This is a genomic window from Bacillus sp. 01N45, assembly GCF_056399205.1.
Map to the genome: position 1 here is coordinate 670,913 of NZ_JBFTQW010000002.1, position 19,165 is coordinate 690,077.

17 protein-coding genes and 1 pseudogene are annotated in these 19,165 nt (G+C 32.7%); 5 read left to right on the forward strand and 13 right to left on the reverse strand.

The window, feature by feature from the left end:
- Nucleotides 1-146 precede the first annotated feature (146 nt).
- The gene (locus tag AC1DMU_RS07525) at nucleotides 147-629 is read right to left on the reverse strand and encodes a MarR family winged helix-turn-helix transcriptional regulator (RefSeq protein WP_088063380.1); all 483 of its coding nucleotides are present in this window, start codon (nucleotides 627-629) and stop codon (nucleotides 147-149) included.
- 107 nt (nucleotides 630-736) lie between these two features.
- Between AC1DMU_RS07525 and AC1DMU_RS07530 the strand changes: the two genes are divergently transcribed.
- A complete protein-coding gene (locus tag AC1DMU_RS07530; protein WP_088063379.1) occupies nucleotides 737-2,422 on the forward strand; it encodes an alpha-keto acid decarboxylase family protein in 1,686 nt (561 codons plus the stop codon).
- Between the two features lie 176 nt (nucleotides 2,423-2,598).
- Here the strand turns inward: AC1DMU_RS07530 and AC1DMU_RS07535 are convergent, their stop codons facing one another.
- From AC1DMU_RS07535 to AC1DMU_RS07565, 7 genes are all read right to left on the reverse strand, one after another.
- Nucleotides 2,599-3,381 (reverse strand): class I SAM-dependent methyltransferase, encoded by a 783-nt coding sequence (locus AC1DMU_RS07535; RefSeq protein WP_088063378.1) that lies wholly within the window; start codon nucleotides 3,379-3,381, stop codon nucleotides 2,599-2,601.
- A gap of 302 nt (nucleotides 3,382-3,683) precedes the next feature.
- A complete protein-coding gene (locus AC1DMU_RS07540) occupies nucleotides 3,684-4,091 on the reverse strand; it encodes a VOC family protein (RefSeq protein WP_088063377.1) in 408 nt (135 codons plus the stop codon).
- A 120-nt stretch (nucleotides 4,092-4,211) separates the two neighbouring features.
- The gene (locus AC1DMU_RS07545) at nucleotides 4,212-4,922 is read right to left on the reverse strand and encodes a class I SAM-dependent methyltransferase (protein WP_088063376.1); all 711 of its coding nucleotides are present in this window, start codon (nucleotides 4,920-4,922) and stop codon (nucleotides 4,212-4,214) included.
- A gap of 100 nt (nucleotides 4,923-5,022) precedes the next feature.
- Nucleotides 5,023-5,784, reverse strand: a complete 762-nt coding sequence (locus AC1DMU_RS07550) for an ABC transporter ATP-binding protein (RefSeq protein ID WP_476941488.1) — start codon at nucleotides 5,782-5,784, stop codon at nucleotides 5,023-5,025.
- A gap of 11 nt (nucleotides 5,785-5,795) precedes the next feature.
- A complete protein-coding gene (locus AC1DMU_RS07555; RefSeq protein WP_088063374.1) occupies nucleotides 5,796-8,135 on the reverse strand; it encodes an ABC transporter permease in 2,340 nt (779 codons plus the stop codon).
- 6 nt (nucleotides 8,136-8,141) lie between these two features.
- On the reverse strand, nucleotides 8,142-9,389 hold the full coding sequence (locus AC1DMU_RS07560) for an MFS transporter (protein WP_088063373.1): 1,248 nt from the start codon (nucleotides 9,387-9,389) through the stop codon (nucleotides 8,142-8,144).
- A 61-nt stretch (nucleotides 9,390-9,450) separates the two neighbouring features.
- Nucleotides 9,451-10,086, reverse strand: a complete 636-nt coding sequence (locus AC1DMU_RS07565; RefSeq protein WP_088063372.1) for a TetR/AcrR family transcriptional regulator — start codon at nucleotides 10,084-10,086, stop codon at nucleotides 9,451-9,453.
- 482 nt (nucleotides 10,087-10,568) lie between these two features.
- Here AC1DMU_RS07565 and AC1DMU_RS07570 point away from each other — a divergent pair, with 482 nt between their 5' ends.
- Nucleotides 10,569-10,766: a hypothetical protein gene (locus tag AC1DMU_RS07570; RefSeq protein ID WP_088063371.1), complete on the forward strand. Its 198-nt coding sequence runs from the start codon at nucleotides 10,569-10,571 to the stop codon at nucleotides 10,764-10,766.
- 590 nt (nucleotides 10,767-11,356) lie between these two features.
- Nucleotides 11,357-11,860, forward strand: a pseudogene (exsF, locus tag AC1DMU_RS07575) (exosporium protein ExsF).
- Nucleotides 11,861-13,112: 1,252 nt separating this feature from the next.
- Here the strand turns inward: exsF and AC1DMU_RS07580 are convergent.
- From AC1DMU_RS07580 to AC1DMU_RS07590, 3 genes are all read right to left on the reverse strand, one after another.
- Nucleotides 13,113-13,499 carry a hypothetical protein gene (locus AC1DMU_RS07580; RefSeq protein WP_176551468.1) on the reverse strand — a complete coding sequence of 129 codons (387 nt, stop codon included), beginning with the start codon at nucleotides 13,497-13,499 and terminating at the stop codon, nucleotides 13,113-13,115.
- A gap of 164 nt (nucleotides 13,500-13,663) precedes the next feature.
- Nucleotides 13,664-15,016 (reverse strand): DEAD/DEAH box helicase, encoded by a 1,353-nt coding sequence (locus AC1DMU_RS07585; RefSeq protein ID WP_088063370.1) that lies wholly within the window; start codon nucleotides 15,014-15,016, stop codon nucleotides 13,664-13,666.
- A gap of 73 nt (nucleotides 15,017-15,089) precedes the next feature.
- A complete protein-coding gene (locus AC1DMU_RS07590; protein ID WP_088063369.1) occupies nucleotides 15,090-15,359 on the reverse strand; it encodes a hypothetical protein in 270 nt (89 codons plus the stop codon).
- 50 nt (nucleotides 15,360-15,409) lie between these two features.
- Here AC1DMU_RS07590 and AC1DMU_RS07595 point away from each other — a divergent pair, with 50 nt between their 5' ends.
- Nucleotides 15,410-16,180 carry a hypothetical protein gene (locus tag AC1DMU_RS07595; protein WP_088063368.1) on the forward strand — a complete coding sequence of 257 codons (771 nt, stop codon included), beginning with the start codon at nucleotides 15,410-15,412 and terminating at the stop codon, nucleotides 16,178-16,180.
- Between the two features lie 45 nt (nucleotides 16,181-16,225).
- Here the strand turns inward: AC1DMU_RS07595 and AC1DMU_RS07600 are convergent, their stop codons facing one another.
- Nucleotides 16,226-16,912 carry an MBL fold metallo-hydrolase gene (locus tag AC1DMU_RS07600; RefSeq protein WP_088063367.1) on the reverse strand — a complete coding sequence of 229 codons (687 nt, stop codon included), beginning with the start codon at nucleotides 16,910-16,912 and terminating at the stop codon, nucleotides 16,226-16,228.
- A 241-nt stretch (nucleotides 16,913-17,153) separates the two neighbouring features.
- Between AC1DMU_RS07600 and AC1DMU_RS07605 the strand changes: the two genes are divergently transcribed.
- Nucleotides 17,154-17,483 (forward strand): YkvA family protein, encoded by a 330-nt coding sequence (locus AC1DMU_RS07605; protein ID WP_088063366.1) that lies wholly within the window; start codon nucleotides 17,154-17,156, stop codon nucleotides 17,481-17,483.
- 273 nt (nucleotides 17,484-17,756) lie between these two features.
- Here the strand turns inward: AC1DMU_RS07605 and AC1DMU_RS07610 are convergent, their stop codons facing one another.
- Nucleotides 17,757-18,992, reverse strand: coding sequence for an MFS transporter (locus AC1DMU_RS07610; RefSeq protein WP_088063365.1), 1,236 nt, complete (start codon nucleotides 18,990-18,992; stop codon nucleotides 17,757-17,759).
- Between the last annotated feature and the right edge of the window lie 173 nt (nucleotides 18,993-19,165).

Here is a 19,165-nt window from a genome sequence, read left to right on the forward strand (position 1 = left end):
GTGAATTTTATTGTTCCATTGCGTACACGTATAAAGTATCTAGTAATGTATCTTTTTATCCATTCACTCTATGACCAATCCATAGTTGCCAAATGTATGGATAAAATTTGTTCTTTTTCAAACTATAAAAACAGATATATTTCTTATTATTTCTGATCGATTACAACTGCTCGTTTTGATATCCAAGCATCAAAACCTGATCGACTATTTGCCATTTCATTCATAACTTGATGCCAATTTTCTTCACATGATTCACCAAATTTTGAAAAAATAGCACTCATCTGTTGTCTTTGAACATCGCTCAATTTTTTCTCTAAATCTACACCTATTTCTGTTAAAGATAACTGTTTCACACGGCGATCATGTGTAGCTTCATTACTCTCAATTAAGCCTTTTTCCACAAGTTGTCGTAGTGGTCCGTGAAGAGCTTGTTTACTTATTTCTAACAGTGATAATAACTCATTTACACTTATCCCTGGAAATCGTGCGATAAAAAATAAAATTCGGTGATGTACTCGTTGTATGCCATACTCTTTTATAATTTCATCTGGCTTTTCAGTAAATGTTTTATATGCAAAGTAAAATAATGCTAATGCTTCATTCATCTGTTCTTCTTTATGTTGTGTCATCTGCGTTCCCCCTGTATGTAAATTATACCACAATCCAGTAATCAATATTTTAATCAACGTATTAGAACTTCTTTAATTTATTGAAATATACATTGCACAATTAGGAGATGATTCATTTGAAATCGCAATATACTGTAAGTACATATTTATTAGATCGACTAAGCGAATTAGGAATTGAGCATATATTTGGTGTTCCTGGTGATTATAATTTGGCTTTTTTAGATGACGTACTAGCACATGAAAAGCTAAAGTGGATTGGTAATTGTAATGAATTAAATGCGGCATATACCGCTGATGGATATGCTCGTATAAAAGGAATTGCAGCTCTTATTACGACCTTTGGCGTTGGAGAATTAAGCGCCCTTAACGGTGTTGCTGGGTCATACGCAGAAAACGTACCTGTTATAAAAATCACGGGGACACCACCAACAACAGTAATGGAAAATGGAGCACTCGTTCATCATACGTTAGGTGATGGAAAGTTCGATCATTTTTCCAATATGTATAGAGAAATCACGGTGGCACAATCAAAATTAACACCTGAGCATGCCGCTGAAGAAATCGATCGTGTGTTACGTGCATGTTGGAGTGAGAAACGCCCTGTTCATATTCAATTACCGATTGATGTGTATAATAAACCAATTAATAAACCTACAGAACCAATTTTACATAGACCAGTTCTAAGTAATAAAGATGCGTTGGATAAAATGCTTCTACATGCTACTTCAAAAATAAACAGTGCCAAAAAACCAGTTATTTTAGCTGATTTTGAAGTAGCTCGTTTTCATGCGGAAGAATATTTGCATCAATTCGTAGAAAAAACTGGGTTTCCTATCGCAACATTAAGTATGGGAAAAGGAATATTCCCTGAACAACACCCTCAATTTATAGGAATTTATACTGGTGATGTTAGTTCTCCATACTTACGAAAAAGAATTGATGAATCTGACTGTATTATTAGTATTGGCGTGAAATTAACTGATACTATTACTGGTGGCTTTACACAAGGCTTTATGAAAGAGCAAGTTATAGAACTCCATCCCTATACTGTGAAAATTATAGATAAAAAATATGGACCCGTTGTAATGAAAGATGTTTTACAACAGTTAAGTGATTTAATCGAACATCGCAACGAGGAAACACTTGAAATTAAGCCCTTTATTTCAGAATTACTATCTATGACAGAAGAGTTCAATCCAAAAGCTCAAATGGTTACACAAAAACGTTTTTGGCAACAAATATACCATTTCTTACAAGAAAACGATGTTTTAATTGCTGAGCAAGGAACACCTTTCTTCGGTAGTGCTGCTATCCCTTTACCAAATAACACTACATATGTAGCACAACCATTATGGGGATCAATTGGTTATACATTACCTGCTCTACTCGGTACACAGCTCGCTGATTTATCGCGACGTAATATTTTAATTATTGGTGATGGTTCTTTCCAATTAACTGTTCAAGAGTTATCGACTATACTTCGTCAAAATTTAAAACCGATTATATTTTTAATTAATAACAATGGATACACTGTTGAACGTGCAATTCACGGCGAAAATCAACCGTATAATGACATACAAATGTGGGATTACACGAAACTAGCAAACGTATTTGGATCAGAAGAAAAAAGTCTAACATATAAAGTGGAAAATGAAATAGAGTTAGCAGAAGTCTTAACTAATATAACTTTAAATAAGAATCAACTTATCTTTATTGAAGTTGTAATGAGTCAAGGGGATCAGCCTGAATTGTTAGCTAAACTCGGTGAAAGATTCGGCATGCAAAATTCTTAAAAAGAAAAGAGTAACTATAAATAATGACAACTTCAACTAAGAGATATGAAACTTGTTTATATACTCAAAATACACAAGGAAAAGGATGGCAAGTGCCATCCTTTTTGATATATATTGAACTTTCCCTATTTTTAAGACCATTCTTCAACTAACCCCAGTATAACAAGCAAAAACTTTCAATCTAGCTTTAACTTTACAGCTCTTGTAGCAATAAAAGTTTTAATATACTTATCTAATATTCTAGTTCCACCAAAATCATCCTCAAAAAAACCAGTTATAACTAAACCAGCTTCAACTTGACCTTGAATTTGGTCTTCAAGAGTATGTGCATATTCTATTGTTTGATTAGAATTTACATAATCTTGAACTTCATTCTCTGGTAAATAATCTAGTGTTGATGATGGTATTGAATGTTTAACATCTAGAATACCCTTTTGCTCTTGATTGTCATCAAAAATCCATAGTAATGGATTTGTAAATCCAGAAATAAGAATACCTCTATTCTTTAGTACCCTTGATACCTCATTCCATACAAGATGAACATCTTTTACAAACAAATTAGAAACGGGATTTACGACAATATCAAAATATTCATCTTCAAAATCACTAAGGTCTGACATATCTCCTTGCACTGTTTTTAAAGTTAACCCATCCCGTTCTGCCACCTTTTTATCTTGTTCCAACTGCTTTCTTGATATATCAGTAACTGTTACATCCGCCCCAGCAGCAGCTAGAACTGGTGCTTGTTGCCCTCCACCTGATGCTAAGCACAGTATTTTTAATCCTTCTAATGACTTTGGAAACCAATCTCTAGGAACTGATTTTTCTGTGGTAACTGTGATTTCCCATTCACCTGATTTACTTCTTTCAATAACCTCGCTACTTACAGGTTGCGTATATCTAGAACCTTCTTCAACCTTTTTATCCCATGCATTACTGTTTTGTTGAGTTGTATCCATTATAACTATTCCCCCTAGCTATCTTGTTACATTTTAAGTGTAAGATCATTTACTATTTATGCTTTCCTTTTTCTATTAACCTAACCAATAATTAATACATATTTTTCTATATTTATATTAACAGATAAAAAAGTAGTAAGAAAAATAAAATATTCTGAATAGAAAAAATATAAATTCATTTAAGCAAATCAATTACATATAAAAAGGCATTCCAAACCTGTTGACGGTTGGAACACCTTTTTATATATTATTTAAATTTTCACCCTCTGAACTAAACCCATTAAACAAATAAATTACATTTTTTATTCCGCAAGCGTTAACTGCCAAGACACACCATATTTATCATTTAACCAGCCAAATTTTTTACTAAATGGATAAGAACCTAAAGGCATTAGTACAGATCCATCCTGCGCTAACTTATGAAAGACCGCTTCAATTTCTTCTTCTGTCTCACAATTTACATAAAGAGACATAGATGGTGTAAATGTAAAACCATGCTTTACATAACTATCAATGCACATGAATTCTTGACCATTTAACGTAAAAGTTGCATGAATGACAGAACCCTCTTTACCTGGTCCGTTTTCATCGTAGCGAGAGATACTTACAATTTCTGATTGATCGAATAGCGACGTGTAAAAGTTCATTGCTTCCTCAGCTTTACCTTCGAACATTAAAAACGTAGTGATTTTTTGATTTGTGTTACTCATATAGAGACCGCCCCTTGTTATGTATTTATGTAAAACATACATCGGCCAGCCAGAACCGAACGTACATTCTTATAAATGTATTGTCTATAAAAAAGATGAGTTTGTCAATTAAATCCCTGTTTATTTCTTCTTAAATAATGCTGTCCAAAGAAATGATTCTCCAAACATAGTATTTGGTTGGTCAATTTGCTTCATCTTTCTAATTTCAATCACTTCAAATTCTTTAAATATCTCTCTTAATTTTTCTTCAGAATATGCAAGTCCACCTTGTAAACTCCACCCTCTATATACGTCCCAATCCGTTATTTCTGATCCATTTCGCTCATCTAAATCGCCTGCTGCAAAACATGTTAATCCAAAATAACCACCCGGTTTCAATGATTTTTTAATTAAATCCACATAATGTAGCCTTCTATGTGGTGGAATATGATGTAAACAGCCTGAATCGTACACAAAATCAAAATCATTTTGACAATCTAAATTAAAAATCGAATCACAAATAAAATCGATTTCTATTCCTTTTGCTAACGCTCTCTCTTTCGCCCAATTAATACCCTCTATCGATAAATCCACTGCTGTTACTTCAAATCCTTCATTCGCTAAATAAATTGCATTTCTTCCTGGACCGCATCCAAGTTCCAGCACTTTCCCTCTGGAAATCCATCCTGTTTCTATATATGAAACTAGATTTTCATCTGGAACATTTGCAAAAAACGGAACATCCTTTTCCCTATTCTCATAAAATTCATTCCAAAATGGTTCTGCTGGTCTTAATAATGAATCAAGCATTTTAATAATATCTTCTTGCGTGTGCAACGTTTCATTTTTCATTTGTACTCCTCCATTTTTAAATAATCAGAAAATTATTATATATCTTTTTAAGCTTTCAGACAAAGAAAAAAACTCCTACATTTAATAGGAGTTTTTTTCTTTAAAATCCAAGTACAGCTAACCATTTTAACAGCTTCTCTTCTCGCACTTTCAACTCATTATTCCTAAGCTTACCTAACTGAATTTCGCTAACAATTTCTCCATCCACCATAAAAAGAACTCTTTCTGTTTTCGCTGCTACTTTTACATCATGAGTCACTAACATAATGGTCGTTCCATCACGGTTAATATTTAATAATATTTGCATTACCTCTTCTGTTGATTTTAAATTTAGAGCACCAGTTGGCTCATCAGCAAAAATAACATTTGGATTATTGATGAGCGCTCTACAAATAGAAACTCTTTGTAATTGCCCTCCAGATGCTTCGGTTATATAATGAGATGCTATATCACTAATCCCCATTTTCCCCATTAGCTCCAGAGCACGTTGATTTACTATTTTCTTACTCTCACATTTCGCTAAATATGCTGACAAGATGATATTATCAAATAGATTCAAGTTTCTAAGAAGGTTGCTCTGCTGAAAAATAAATCCTATTTCAGTAAGGCGCAATTTGGCTAACGCTTCTTCTTTCATACATGATATTTCTTTACTATCAACTTTCACACTTCCTGATGACATTTGATCCATTCCACTAATATTATATAGTAACGTCGATTTCCCAGAACCAGAAGGCCCCATGACCGATACAAACTCTCCCTCATAAATATCTAAATCTATATTTTTTAGTACTTGATAAACTGTATTTCCATCTATTGAATATTTTTTGTTTAATTGTTTAACTTCTAAAATTTTGTTCAAGTTACACACCCCTACTCTCCATTTGGCTTTACATCGTTTGTTTGTTTCATAGTAAAACTACTGAAAAGTGTTGTTGCGGCCACAGATATAAATAATATAGCTGGACATATTACATAAGAAACGATAGGATTCACGACAAACTTTATATGAGCTGCTCCCATAAATGAGCCTAACCAACTTACTAACATTTCACCAAACGTAGCAGCTAGTAATGTCCCTGTTACAATGCCTATTAATACAATGACAATAGAACGAGTTATATACTGTATACGAATATCTTTGTTAGAAAAACCAATACTTTTCATAATTAATATTTGTGAAGAGTCTTTTGCCAATAACATTTTAAAAAACATCGCAGTAATTAAAACTGATATCAATATAGCAATCAAAATTGCCACTTGCGTCACGAGTCTTAATTGTTTAATTGTCTCTCCTAAAGTTTGCGTTAAATAATCATCTGTATCTGTTATTTTTGCAGAACTAAAATTATGTTTATACTTCTTCACTTTTTCTTGTAAATTCACAGTAGGCTTCATATCTACGTTTACTACATACCATAATATATTTTCGCTATTATAAGAGAAGCTCGCTTTAGCTGTTTTCCCACCATTCGTTACATCTTGATATATCCCACTAATAGTTAGTGCTTTTTCTTTTCCTTCTACAAATAAAACGATTTCATCCCCTACATTCTTTTTTAATTCATTTGCATTCATATAAGATAGAGCAATCTCTTTTTCATTTTTTGGTGCTATTCCTTGAACGTAATCTAATGGAAATTGAGTGAAGTCTCCTACTTCTACATTTAAGTTTTCATGTGTACCTTCAGCGTTCACCATTTTAAATGTACTCGTTACAAATGCTGCATATTTTTCTACGTCTTCATCATTTCGTATATATGAAATTACGTCCTTAAATCGTTTCTCTATATTTTCAGATTGCTGTAAATCTATTCGAATATCACTTTTTCCTGTTCCCATGTAATTTACAAACTTCGGTGACTGAATCGTATACAAAAAGTTAACAGGTACAACAATCATGAACACGGCTATGATTAAAACGATACTTAATACGCGATATAACTTAAAGCGTTTTACGACATCTTGTATACCAATAAATATATTTACATTTGTAATTTTAGTTTGAGAGAGAGAAAAAGAACTTTTCACCTTTCCCTTTCCTAGATTACCTCTTGATCGTAAAGCATCTATTGCTGTAATTCTCCTGAAATTCCGCAAAATAATACGACAGAAAAGGATAACGGCTAGAAATAACAGAGTTGTGACTATTAATGGTACAATAAAATGTAAAACACTTGTATTTGCTGTTCCCATATAAAGTGAGATATTAGAGGTAAATATTTTTGTAACAAATAACGAAAGAATATATCCACATATACACCCGCTAGCAGCAATAACAACATATTTTGTTACATATAATTTTTGGATCTCTTTGCTTGTAATGCCGATAGCTTTCATAACACCAATTTCCCGATAATCTTCTTCCATAGAAGTCATAATCGTAAATCTTATACATAAAATTGCGATTAACATTAATAATGCACTTATTATGATAAGTACTGCAGCTATTATTCCATCTGTTAATGAATTGAGTGTTTTAAAGAGTGAATACGTAATAGAGGGACCTTTTTGAGGTAAATTCGATGACTGGTATAGATTTTCAAATTCTTTTATTTTATTTACATCTGTTAGCTGGAATTCAATAAGATATTCACTTTCTCCAAAATTCCCCTTTATTCTTTCGAAGTCTTCATCGCTTATTACAAATCGTTTTGAACTAACAAGTGATGGGTTCATTTGAACATCACGAACAAATGCCGAAATAGCCAATGCTAGTTCATTATTATTTTTAACAACCCATATTTTATCTCCAATTCGCAAATTATATTTTTGCATATAATAAATTGGTACACCTATTTCCCCTTTCCTAACATCGATCACTTCATTATTTAAATCTAATAAAAAGTCAAAATTACTATTTTGTTTAACGAAGCTAATGTCCATTACACTATTATGTTCCGCTTGATTTTTCTTCTTTATAAAAATGTTAGACCCGCCTATTTGAACCATCTCAGCCGTTTGCTGTTTTTTTACAAAAGGAGTTTTCGCTACAAATGAATCGATTGACTTTTGATTTATTTCTCCGGCATGCATTTGTACGAAGTGCGGTGCGTTTGATACTTTAAACAATTGATCCATCGAGTTCAATAGATTTATAACGTTACTTGAAGCACTTGCCATTAAAAGGCTTGATAACATGATAAACATAAATAAGATGGTAATCATCATTTTATTTTGAGAGAAATCTCTTTTTAACATTCTCCTAATCATATTAAGCTAGTTCCCCTCATTCCATAATATTTTCTTCGTCACTATCGCTATTATTATCATTATGAAACTAATAGCTAATATAGGTAAATAAATTTTCATATTGAATTCTTCAAACATAAAACCATAAATGACTTGCCCAATTGGTGCCATACATTGAGATACCGCTGTTATAATTGCCATTACTTTCCCTAGGTTTTCATTCGGTGTTTTCTTTTGGACTACAGTAATTACATAAATAGATACAATTGTCATGATCATTGCAATTAGAATAGAAGAGAGTATAAAGAGGATAAATGGTGGATAGTATCCTAAATTAAGAATAACTGGCGTAACTGATAGTGCCATCGGTATTACTAATAAAGCTATTAACAGCATCCAATAATACAATGTTTTCATCTGTAGCTTTTTCGCAAAAAAACCTATTGATAATGCACCTAAAATAGTAGCAAAATCGATCAATCCCATTCCAATTCCGTATAACGTGTCGCTACTTTCCATCGTTACTCGTATAATAATTGGAGCACCAACTACAAATAGCGGTGTTAGTATTAAATTTAGTAATGCAGCTAAAAGCATAGATTTCAAAATAAATGGTTGTTTTAAAACGAATACGAAGCCATCTTTCATATCCTTTACAATTGTCGGTATAATATGGTTTTCTTTTGCTCTTTTTATAAAAGGTATTGTAATAAACATTTCTAAAATCGCAGATAAAAAGAAAGCAAGGCAACTTATTATTACAAGTATTTTCAAACCAATTATGCCGTACAACATTCCTCCTAATACAGGAGCTACTATATTAGATAATGCTTGCACACCATTTACGATACCGTTCGCTTGTTCTAACTTTTTCTCTGGAACTAATTGAGGAATACTCGCCATTACAACTGGTGAGTACATTGCACTAATGACTGCAAGTAAAAACATAATAGTTCCAATCAATATAATAGATACAGATCCAGTAAATAATAAAACTATAAAGCTTAATACAATCACAGCGTTTATAAAATCAAAAATAACCATTAAATTACGACGATTGAAACGATCTGCTATCGCTCCGCCAACAGGAGCTAACAAAAACGGAATACTCGTAACCGCATATAATCCTGCGAATATATCAGCACGCCCTGTTATATCTAGCACATATAACGACAGAGCAAAACGTAAAAGTGTTGAACCTAAAATAGTAATAATTTGCCCACTCACCATTAAATAAAAATCTTTCATCGAAGGTTTTATACTAATAGACATCATAATCACACCCTTCCTTTAATTTAGACCGACTGTCGGTCTATAATAAACAAACAGAAAAACATTATTTCTGTTTCATTAAAACCTCAACCATATAATCAAAAGATCCTTCTTTCGCTCCAACAGATACTTCCATCATTTTAATATACGCTTTAGCTCTTCTAATCATTTCTTCCGGCTTCCACTGGAATAAACCTTCATCAAATATGACTTGTGCTGAAGAGAGTAATAATTCAATCGTTTCTTGTGGGTATGGTGTAGAAAATATGCCTTCATCGATTCCTTGTTCTAAAATCTCTGCTAAAACAGGAGATAAATGAATAATGGATTGCACTATACTTTTTTGATGCATTTCCGCATTATTTGGCTGATGAAATTGTTCAATCATTTTATCTTTAACATCTCCTGATTTTGGTGATTGCGCCATTAAAACTCGAAATAACTTTTCTAAAACTGGGATATTTGGATTAGAGACGATTGCTTTCGCTTGAGCAACATCATCTTTAATGATCCTCATAATGATTTCATCCATCACTTCTTCTTTCGACTTAAAATAATGATAAAACGTCCCCTTTGCTATCCCTATCTCTTTTAAAATGTCATTTACTGTTGTTTTCGTATAACCTTTCGTAACAAATAATCGTTCAGCCGTTTCTAAAATTTCTTTTCTACGCTCCTCATACTCCTTAATTATTCGCATTCACGTTCTCCTTCCCACCAGACCGACTGTCGGTCTATTTTAATTATATGTTTAATTAGTAAAAAGTTTCCTATTATTGTATATACAACATCCTACTTTCTATTTCCTTTATAAATTTTTATTTTTTAACGTCCGCTCAATTTGTTTAAAACGTATCTCATGTTTCTTATCGTCACCTTTCATTTTAGGAAAAGAACGATGCCCTCCGCTTGATCCTATTTTCTCGATTCTTCATCCAGACGCACAATACTTTGTAGTTTTTCAGCTCCTTCACCACAAGTCAGCGCATCTCCTTTACATCGATGATTTCAAAAAATGAAAATTGGTTCATACGATACGGTTCCCCCTGTTCGATCTATGTACTTATGAATGGATTATTTTTTTGAGTTCCAATATGTAATATTGCATATTTTGTACGTTTAATTTTTGCACATGCGATAATTTATTTGTAAAAATATAAATTATTAATAAGGGTGATTTATATGAGCAAGTTCCGAAAGAAGATGATTAAATATTTGCAAATATTTTGGGGATGCTTAGCATTTGGTGTATTAATGTTTGCTATCTTCTTAATTATGGATTTAACAGATGCATCTTTAAATACATTAGGCTGGAGAGACTGGCTAGGTTCTGCAGCAGGCGCAGCCATTTTATCTGTTGGGATGATAAATTGGATTTAAAATAAATATTTGGTCCATATTGAATGTAGGCTGTATGCCAACATTCATTTAAAGTGGTCTTCTCTGTATCTCCTTGTATTGAGCAGTTAGCTTTTGCTAGCTGCTCTTTTATTTCGTTCCTGCTCTTACTTCTTTAAGAATTCTTTAACTGCGTTTTCCCAATAAGTACAAATATCCATTCCCCTTTTTTACAAAATGAAATTTTTATTTTGTTATACGCTTCAATTTGTTCCATATTCATTCTCCCTTTCTCAACTATTAACCGGACAAGTATATATTATTGTATGGAGGAATCCACTCATAAAAATCTACCTTTCTTGCCAAAGAGCATGCTTATATGCGTGCTCTTTTTTATTTTTTTCCTTTCATTTCTGAATAACATTTTTAACCCTGTTCATACTATTTTTCAACTTTAGGTTACAAACTATTTCTGTAAGCATAGTGTTTCCTTTTGTACAACAGACAGTTAGTTTTATTCATAACAGTACACGTCTGCACTATTCATTATAAATTTTCATATATTGTATTGTGCTTGTCCAAAACGTGAGGTTATTACTCACGCAATCTAAATGAAAGAAAGGAGTGAAAATATGCGTTCATCTTGTCGTAAGCACACAAACTTTAATTGTGGAGCACAAGCCCCTAGTACGCTACCAGCTCTCGGTTTTGCTTTCAATGCTACTTCACCTCAATTTGCAACACTATTCACGCCATTACTATTACCTAGTACGGGCCCAAACCCTAATATTACTGTCCCTGTAATAAATGATACAATTAGTACTGGAACTGGAATTAGAATTCAAGTAGCTGGTATTTATCAAATCAGTTATACATTAACAATCAGCCTCGATAACGTTCCAGTAGCCCCGGAAGCAGCGCGCTTTTTCTTGACACTAAACTCATCAACTAATATTATTGCAGGATCTGGAACCGCAGTCCGTTCTAATATCATTGGCACTGGTCAAGTAGATGTATCCAGCGGTGTCATTCTAATAAACTAAAACCCTGGTGATTTAATTCAAATTGTACCGGTTGAAGTAATTGGTACAGTAGATATTCGTTCTGCCACTTTAACAGTTGCACAAATTCGTTAATAAAAACAATATGCTTGGCAAATTAACATTTAATATTCCTTATACACCCCAAAATATATGTTATAGATTTAACACACATTTATATCAAACAAGCATATTTTATTGTATGGTGACTATCTAGTCATACTAATCTAAAGCGTTCATAAGAGCACACTTATATGCGTGCTTTATTTTTCATGAAAATCAAGCTTTAATATAACTATTTTGTTTTACTTTATACTCATCGCTCTTTTGAACATTTATCCTTTTATTGTTATATTTGCTCATTGTTTTTCTCTTTTGTTTTACTAATTAGCTGATTAATTTCACAAACCCCTTTTATTAAACATCCCATGTTTCTTCACCCCTTGAATATTTTTGAAATAAAAATACATACTATTTTCAAGCCGCCGTGTCCACGGCTAATACTTCTTTCTTTTGTTACAGCAGAAGCAGGTAGGTTCTTCACTTATCTGCTTTCTCTGTATATTTTTTATGAAATCGATAATAATACCAACAAGCTGTTTGAACTAGCAGCTTCACTCTTCTCATAATGGGGATGCAAATTATCACAATTAGCTAACTCATTGAACACATTGGCAGACAACCAAAATTGTTGTCTGCTTTTTGTATAAGATTTTTCATTTTACATATACTAGTTTTGAGCCTGTTACCAATGCAAGCCATTTTGGTGTTTTGAATTCCGACTAAGCTTTTTGTTGCATAGATTATTACATCTTTGACAACACTGATTTAAAGCGCGTTTTCTGGTTATTCGTAGTTCTAATCCAGAATAATTTTTCTCCTATTAAAGGACAGCAGATACGACTGCTAGTCCTTTTTTCTTATACCGCATAATTCCCCTTCTGGTAGCTTCGAACCACATTACCCTTATCATCGTAATAAGTAATTTCTCCATCGAACAAAACGAACAAATGAGTTTTCCAGTTCCCGATGATCGTACCCCACATGTCAGCTACATTTGCTCGCATACCCGTGTAGGCGAAATGGAGGTTACGATAATTTTACATTTTCTTGAAACCCTGCTCTGTACATACGCTTGATGTCAAAAACATCTTCATTCTCGCACTTTACAAACTTCATAAATTCCGCTATCAACATTGTTATACATTTTTGTTCTGAACTTGCTGCCAATACAGATAACTTGCTTTACTTTCCATTTCAGCAACAATAATTTTCTCGTTCGGCCAATGTTCGAAAATGGTTGTTAATTTAAAATTTGTAAATAAGAAAGCTCAATCTTCGCCCGCCCTTATTTTTTCCATCTACCAATATGAGTTAAATCCTTCATAAACTTCTCTTGTTCCATTTCAATAATTGCGGAATGTATAATAAAAATATTCGCTCGCTTCAATACCTTTTCTTTCAACAAAAGTGTTCTACCTAAATAGTAGACATAATAAGTTCCGTTCTCTTTTTGCTGCAGCATAACATTCCCGTACCATTTGGATGTGTTACGAATTTCTTTCACCCCATCGTCCAATTCTTTGTTTGCAAAAGATGTTTTCATATCGTTATACCAATTGATTTTTTCATAATCCGTATCATCATCAGGGGAGCTAGTACGAATTGCTTTCTCTCGATTTTTTTCGATTAAATATTGTTCATATGTAAGTTGCACTTGTTCTTGAATTGCCACATGGTAGTAATCCCCTTGCTCTACTGGTCTTGGACTATAAAATTTCCTTTATCACTTTTAAATACGGTGAATGAAATTTTTGTTTTTTTCTTGCCATCATCCTTGTTGTATACAAACAAAAAAAGAGCCGCAATATTTTGCGACTCTTTTACAATTATAACCATTTAACGGCCAAGTCTTTGCTGACCTTGTTTTGTACTACCTTTTTTATTACTTGGCTTATTAAATGATCGATTATTTTCATTTCTCGAACTATTTCTTGAATCACTTCTTGAGCTATTTCTCGAATCACGTCTTGAACCTTCACGGCTATCTCTTTGACGATTTTGACCTGATTTCTTCGGAGCCGGCTTTGGTACCGGTTTTCCATTTTCATCTACACGTTTTATCTTTGGTTGTTCGATTATTTCTCTTTGTATTGGTGCACCAAGCGTTTTTTCAATTTCTTCTAAATGTTTTTCATCTTTCGCTGCAACGAACGTAATTGCAAGACCTGATCCACCTGCACGTCCTGTTCGGCCAATGCGGTGAATATAACTTTCCACATCTTCAGGAATATCAAAGTTAAATACGTGCGTTACACCATCTACATCAAGTCCACGAGCTGCTACATCAGTCGCAATTAAGTACTGAATTTTAGCTTCGCGGAAACTCTTCATGACTCTTTCACGTTTCGCTTGAGGTATATCACCATGAAGTTCAGCACAATTATAACCTAGTCCTTTTAAATTATCATAAAGCTTACTTGCTCTAACCTTTGTACGACAGAAAATAACAGCTAAAAATGGCTGATCACGATCCATAACAAAACGAAGTGCATCTGGCTTTGCACGATCTGTCGTCTCAATGACACGCTGCTCAATTGTATTTACCGTTACTTCTTCACTTTGTACTTGAATCATTTGCGGCTCATCCATATAACGTTTCGCCAATTTTTTAATATCTTTTGGCATCGTTGCTGAGAATAACATCGTTTGTTTACTATCAGGTGTCTCATCTAAAATATCTTCAATATCGTATAAGAAACCGAAATAAAGCATTTGATCCGCTTCATCTAGTACAATTGTTGAAAGATTACTTAAATCAATTGTTTCACGACGTATATGATCTAATAATCGTCCTGGTGTCGCAACAACAATATGTGTATTGCCTTTTAATTTTCTCAATTGTTGTGCTACATCTTGCCCGCCATAAATCGCTAGTACATTAATATCTTCTCTTTGAACAAGCATTTTTTTAATTTCAGTTGTAATTTGCAGTGCTAGTTCCCTTGTTGGTGCAACAATTAAAGCTTGAACATCACTAGACTCTGGATCGATTTTTTCTAAAATCGGTAACACGAATGCTAACGTTTTACCTGTTCCTGTTTTCGCCTGCCCAATAATATCTTTACCTGACATAATAACTGGAATTGCCTGCTCTTGAATTGGTGTTGCTTCTGTAATTCCATTTTCACGTAATGTATGATTAAAAGTTTCACTAATTCCTAATTCTAAAAAGTTTTTCAAATAGACCACTTCTTTTCCTTATTTTTCACATTAGCTTTCATTGTACCATTTGTTTCGCCAAATATGAAAAATAAAAAAATTCTTATCTTCTTTTTTTATATTCATCGTGTACTAGTTGGACAAATTCTTTTTGTTTTTTCTCTGATTTTATTAATGCTTCCATGTTAGTAGTAGACAAAATGAACTTTTTAATTTTTCTATTACTCCAAATTAATCTTGTATACTTCGGATCTTCATGTAGATTTCGAAACCACTCAAATTCACTTAATTTAGCAATATGATGCTTTAATTTCATGTCATTTCGAGGGTAAAATAAAATTATATCCGTTATTAAATCAAGCAATAAACTCATATTCTCTCCTCCTATACATATACATTTCAAATTTATGGAAAGATAGTTATATGATAATAAAATTAACTACTACATTCATAAAAATTTTTTGCTTATTTTTCTTACTATATTTTCAATCCACCAAAATTATAATGGCGAAATCTCAAACAGATGTAATAAGTGAATTCAAACAAGCTTTACTCAAAAATGATAAAAAATTAATGCGGTCATATGTAACAGAAGGGATTGAACTACCTACTTTCCAAACAAATAAACATATTCATGAAATTAAAATAGTACCGTCTCCAAAAGAAGATACTACAATTCTTATTTCTTATTTCAAAGACACTGATGATGGATTTACTCTCGGTTACATTTTAGAAATTGTAACAAAAAACAATAAAATATCTCAAATTAATCAAATTTATGATGGAACGAATCCTCTTATGAAAGAAGCTACTATTGTAAAAGAATATGAAATCAAGTGTAAGGAACATATACTTACTCCTACAAAATTCCCGTTCGAAATTCACGAATTTCAAGGGTACATCTATAACGATTACTTAAACCTCCAATACTACAATGAAGATATTAATGGGATTTTTAAAATCACTGTTTCACCAGTTCAAAACAAATTATACTTCTATTCACTTAGGGGAGCTAAGTTCTACAGCTTAAAAAATAATATAAAAGCATTATATAATCCTCATTTTGATTCAGCATATGAGCTTATCTTTCAGCAGAATGGTTTTCAATATACAATTGCAATTGGTAACAAACGCTATATAAAAGGAAAATATAACGTAAAGGATTTAATTCAAATTGCAGAATCTATGAATTAAAAAAACCGATCTTTTCGATATAGGAAAGATCGGTTTTTTATTATTTTATACAGTAAGCTTTCCTCCATGATAACAATAATACGTTGCTGCTTTAAGGTTTTTTATTCTCTTTAAAGATTCTTCCGCTTTTTCTATATTTAAACAAAAATTCGGATTAGCTATTACTAATTCACAATTATCTTGAACTGCCGCATCCCCTGTGATTACACACTCTAAGTCCGGAAAATATAATGAAATATGCCCCGAAGTATGTCCTGGCGTCGCTACTATTTGACATTCATCATTTAAAATCATTTGACCATCACTTACTTTTTCATCGACGCAAATATGTCTTATATTTTTTAATTGCTGTATAAACCATTTACCAAATTCTTTCTCTTCAATTGGCATATGTTCTAACATTTCTTCAGCTTGAACTAGTCTCTCCGATTTTATTTCACCACTAATGTAGTTAGATTCTATTTCACTAGCAATAATATTAATGTGAGGATATTTCACTTTGAAATCATATAAAGATCCTATATGATCGTTATCATAATGAGTAATAATTATATTTTTTAAGTTTTTCATCTCATACCCATGTTTTACAATTGCATCTTCAATTAAAGGTAAAAAGTTTATATAACCTGTATCTACTAAAGTTAATCCCTTGTTTAATATAAGTAAGCTCGGATATATACATTGTTTTGCCCCATTAAATTCAAATTCAATTGGTAGTTCTATTATCTTCACCTTTTTTCCCCCATACCCTTTATTAGATGTTTGCTAATAAATCATCCACATACATTTTACTGTACATACTTATGTAACGAAACACTATGAGTCGTTACATAACAAACATTCTATTATTTTGAACAGGTAATTCCTTATTTTTATGGAAATATACAATAAGATAAATAATAAAATTGATTACTTCTTCACTTTTTTGTCTATCCTTTTAAAAAGTCTATGTTTTTGTAAAAGGAGTGTTTATATGGAGAAACAGACACTTTGGAAAAAATTCAAAAAAAGCTCAGCAAACCTTGGGAAATCAAGCGTATATGAAAGCATTATTTTATACTACACAATGAGAAAAAAAGGGTTACCTACTAAAGCAAAATTCATAATATTAGCCGCTTTATCCTATTACGTATTAACAATCGACTTCATTCCAGATATAGCTGCTATTATTGGGATTGGTTTATTAGATGATGTTTTGGCAATTGCTATAGCGCATAAATTTGTAATGCGCCATGCGGACGCTGAAATTCGAGAGAAGAGCAAAGTAAAAATGGAGTCATTATTTACTTCAGCACGAGCATAATGAAACTATCTAGTCATTTACCTAGCTTTTTACTTTCAAAAAAGCTAACTTTAATTATTGATAGTTCTATTTAACCTTCATCATGAGAGCATTACAGAATAAATTCTTAATTTCTCGTAGCTCTCAAGCCGTAAACAAATAGGGGCCAGTACTTGTTCCTAAGTTCTGACACCCTATTATTTGTTCTTATATTTATCTGTTATTCAATTCATTCAGGAAAGATTCCCCTAGAGACATCCTTATATAAAGAAAGACCATATTAGTGCATGTAGTTTATACAGTTACATGCGTCCCCCTATACAAAACTGCTATTGCCACTACTATAAGAATCATCCCCATAAAAGCAGGTGCAGCATGACCAAGTAATACATAGATTTGCCCTCCAATAATTGGACCAATCATTCTTGCCAAAGCTTGAATAGATTGGCTACCGCCTTGAATCCTTCCTTGTTCACTAGAATCGACAGACTTTGAAAGCATCCCAGTGAATGAAGGCCCGAAAATTGAGTCACCAAAACCAAACAGTAACATCCCAACGATTAGAAGAGGAAATAGGGAAAATAAAGCAGATGCTGCAATAAAACTATAGCCAATAATTTCCGAAACCATTCCAAGTATAGCTATTTGTTTATCAGTAAGCTTGATTAATAGCTTTGGCATTATAAAAGCTTGTGAAATGATATCTTGAAATCCCATAATTGAAAACATAAGTCCGATTAGTGCAGGTTTCCAGCTAAAAGTATCCATCGTAAATTGTGTAAAAATTGCTTGTAAAGATCCGTTAGGTATCCAAAGTAAAAACGCTGAGACAAGTAACCATTTTAAGTTTTTCATGGAAAGTATGTTTGCCAGCTGAGCAAAAGGATTTAACCTTACAAAAGTAATTTCTTTTAACCTATTATTTTTGTCAAGACTCTCAGGCATATATTTCATCCCATATAAGACATTTAATAAAGTTATGAACGCTCCGAAATATAAAGGTACAGAATGACCAAACTTTGCAAGCAATCCCCCAAGAGTTGGTCCGATAATGGTTCCTGCACCTACCACTGCACTCACCCACCCAAAATACTTCGTTCTCTGTTCTGGAGGAATGATATCTGCAAAATATGCAAAAATTGTACTTATACTCCCGCCTGTTATACCTTCAATTATGCGTCCAGCAAATAGTACCCATAAAGCACCTCCTACACCAAAAACTAAGTACCCAATTGCAGAACCGAAAAGGCATATTAAAAGTAATGGACGACGGCCATATTTATCGCTTAAAGCTCCGAGTGCAGGAGCAGCGAAAAATACGCAAACCGCATAAACAGAGGTCAGTAGGGTAACAACTAGAGCTTGTTCTTCTGTACTACTTATATAAGGCTGCACTAAGAATGGAACAACAGGCAGTATGATACTGAAACCTATTCCACAAAGAAATACAGAAATAAGGCCGAATATTAAAGCATGTTTATCAATATTTTTTTCAGTTTCACTTTCATTTTGTGATCTAAATATAGACATTTAACTTCTCCTCTTAAAATATTTTGTTGCTTTGTCAACAAAATAATAACTCCGTTTTGTTGATTAGTCAACAAAAATACAATAATAAAAAGGTAGCCTTACTGTGAGCAGGCTACCTTTTTATTATTTGAATGTATCCCGGATTAACGAGCAATTAAGTTCGTTTTCGGGAT

Excerpts from the sequence above, each read along its gene's own strand:
- AC1DMU_RS07525 (WP_088063380.1), bottom strand. The coding sequence starts at position 629 with ATGACACAACATAAAGAAGAACAGATGAATGAAGCATTAGCATTATTT.
- AC1DMU_RS07530 (WP_088063379.1), top strand. The coding sequence starts at position 737 with ATGATTCATTTGAAATCGCAATATACTGTAAGTACATATTTATTAGAT.
- AC1DMU_RS07535 (WP_088063378.1), bottom strand. The coding sequence starts at position 3,381 with ATGGATACAACTCAACAAAACAGTAATGCATGGGATAAAAAGGTTGAA.
- AC1DMU_RS07540 (WP_088063377.1), bottom strand. The coding sequence starts at position 4,091 with ATGAGTAACACAAATCAAAAAATCACTACGTTTTTAATGTTCGAAGGT.
- AC1DMU_RS07545 (WP_088063376.1), bottom strand. The coding sequence starts at position 4,922 with ATGAAAAATGAAACGTTGCACACGCAAGAAGATATTATTAAAATGCTT.
- AC1DMU_RS07555 (WP_088063374.1), bottom strand. The coding sequence starts at position 8,135 with ATGATTAGGAGAATGTTAAAAAGAGATTTCTCTCAAAATAAAATGATG.
- AC1DMU_RS07560 (WP_088063373.1), bottom strand. The coding sequence starts at position 9,389 with ATGATGTCTATTAGTATAAAACCTTCGATGAAAGATTTTTATTTAATG.
- AC1DMU_RS07565 (WP_088063372.1), bottom strand. The coding sequence starts at position 10,086 with ATGCGAATAATTAAGGAGTATGAGGAGCGTAGAAAAGAAATTTTAGAA.
- AC1DMU_RS07570 (WP_088063371.1), top strand. The coding sequence starts at position 10,569 with ATGAGCAAGTTCCGAAAGAAGATGATTAAATATTTGCAAATATTTTGG.
- AC1DMU_RS07590 (WP_088063369.1), bottom strand. The coding sequence starts at position 15,359 with ATGAGTTTATTGCTTGATTTAATAACGGATATAATTTTATTTTACCCT.
- AC1DMU_RS07595 (WP_088063368.1), top strand. The coding sequence starts at position 15,410 with ATGATAATAAAATTAACTACTACATTCATAAAAATTTTTTGCTTATTT.
- AC1DMU_RS07605 (WP_088063366.1), top strand. The coding sequence starts at position 17,154 with ATGGAGAAACAGACACTTTGGAAAAAATTCAAAAAAAGCTCAGCAAAC.
- AC1DMU_RS07610 (WP_088063365.1), bottom strand. The coding sequence starts at position 18,992 with ATGTCTATATTTAGATCACAAAATGAAAGTGAAACTGAAAAAAATATT.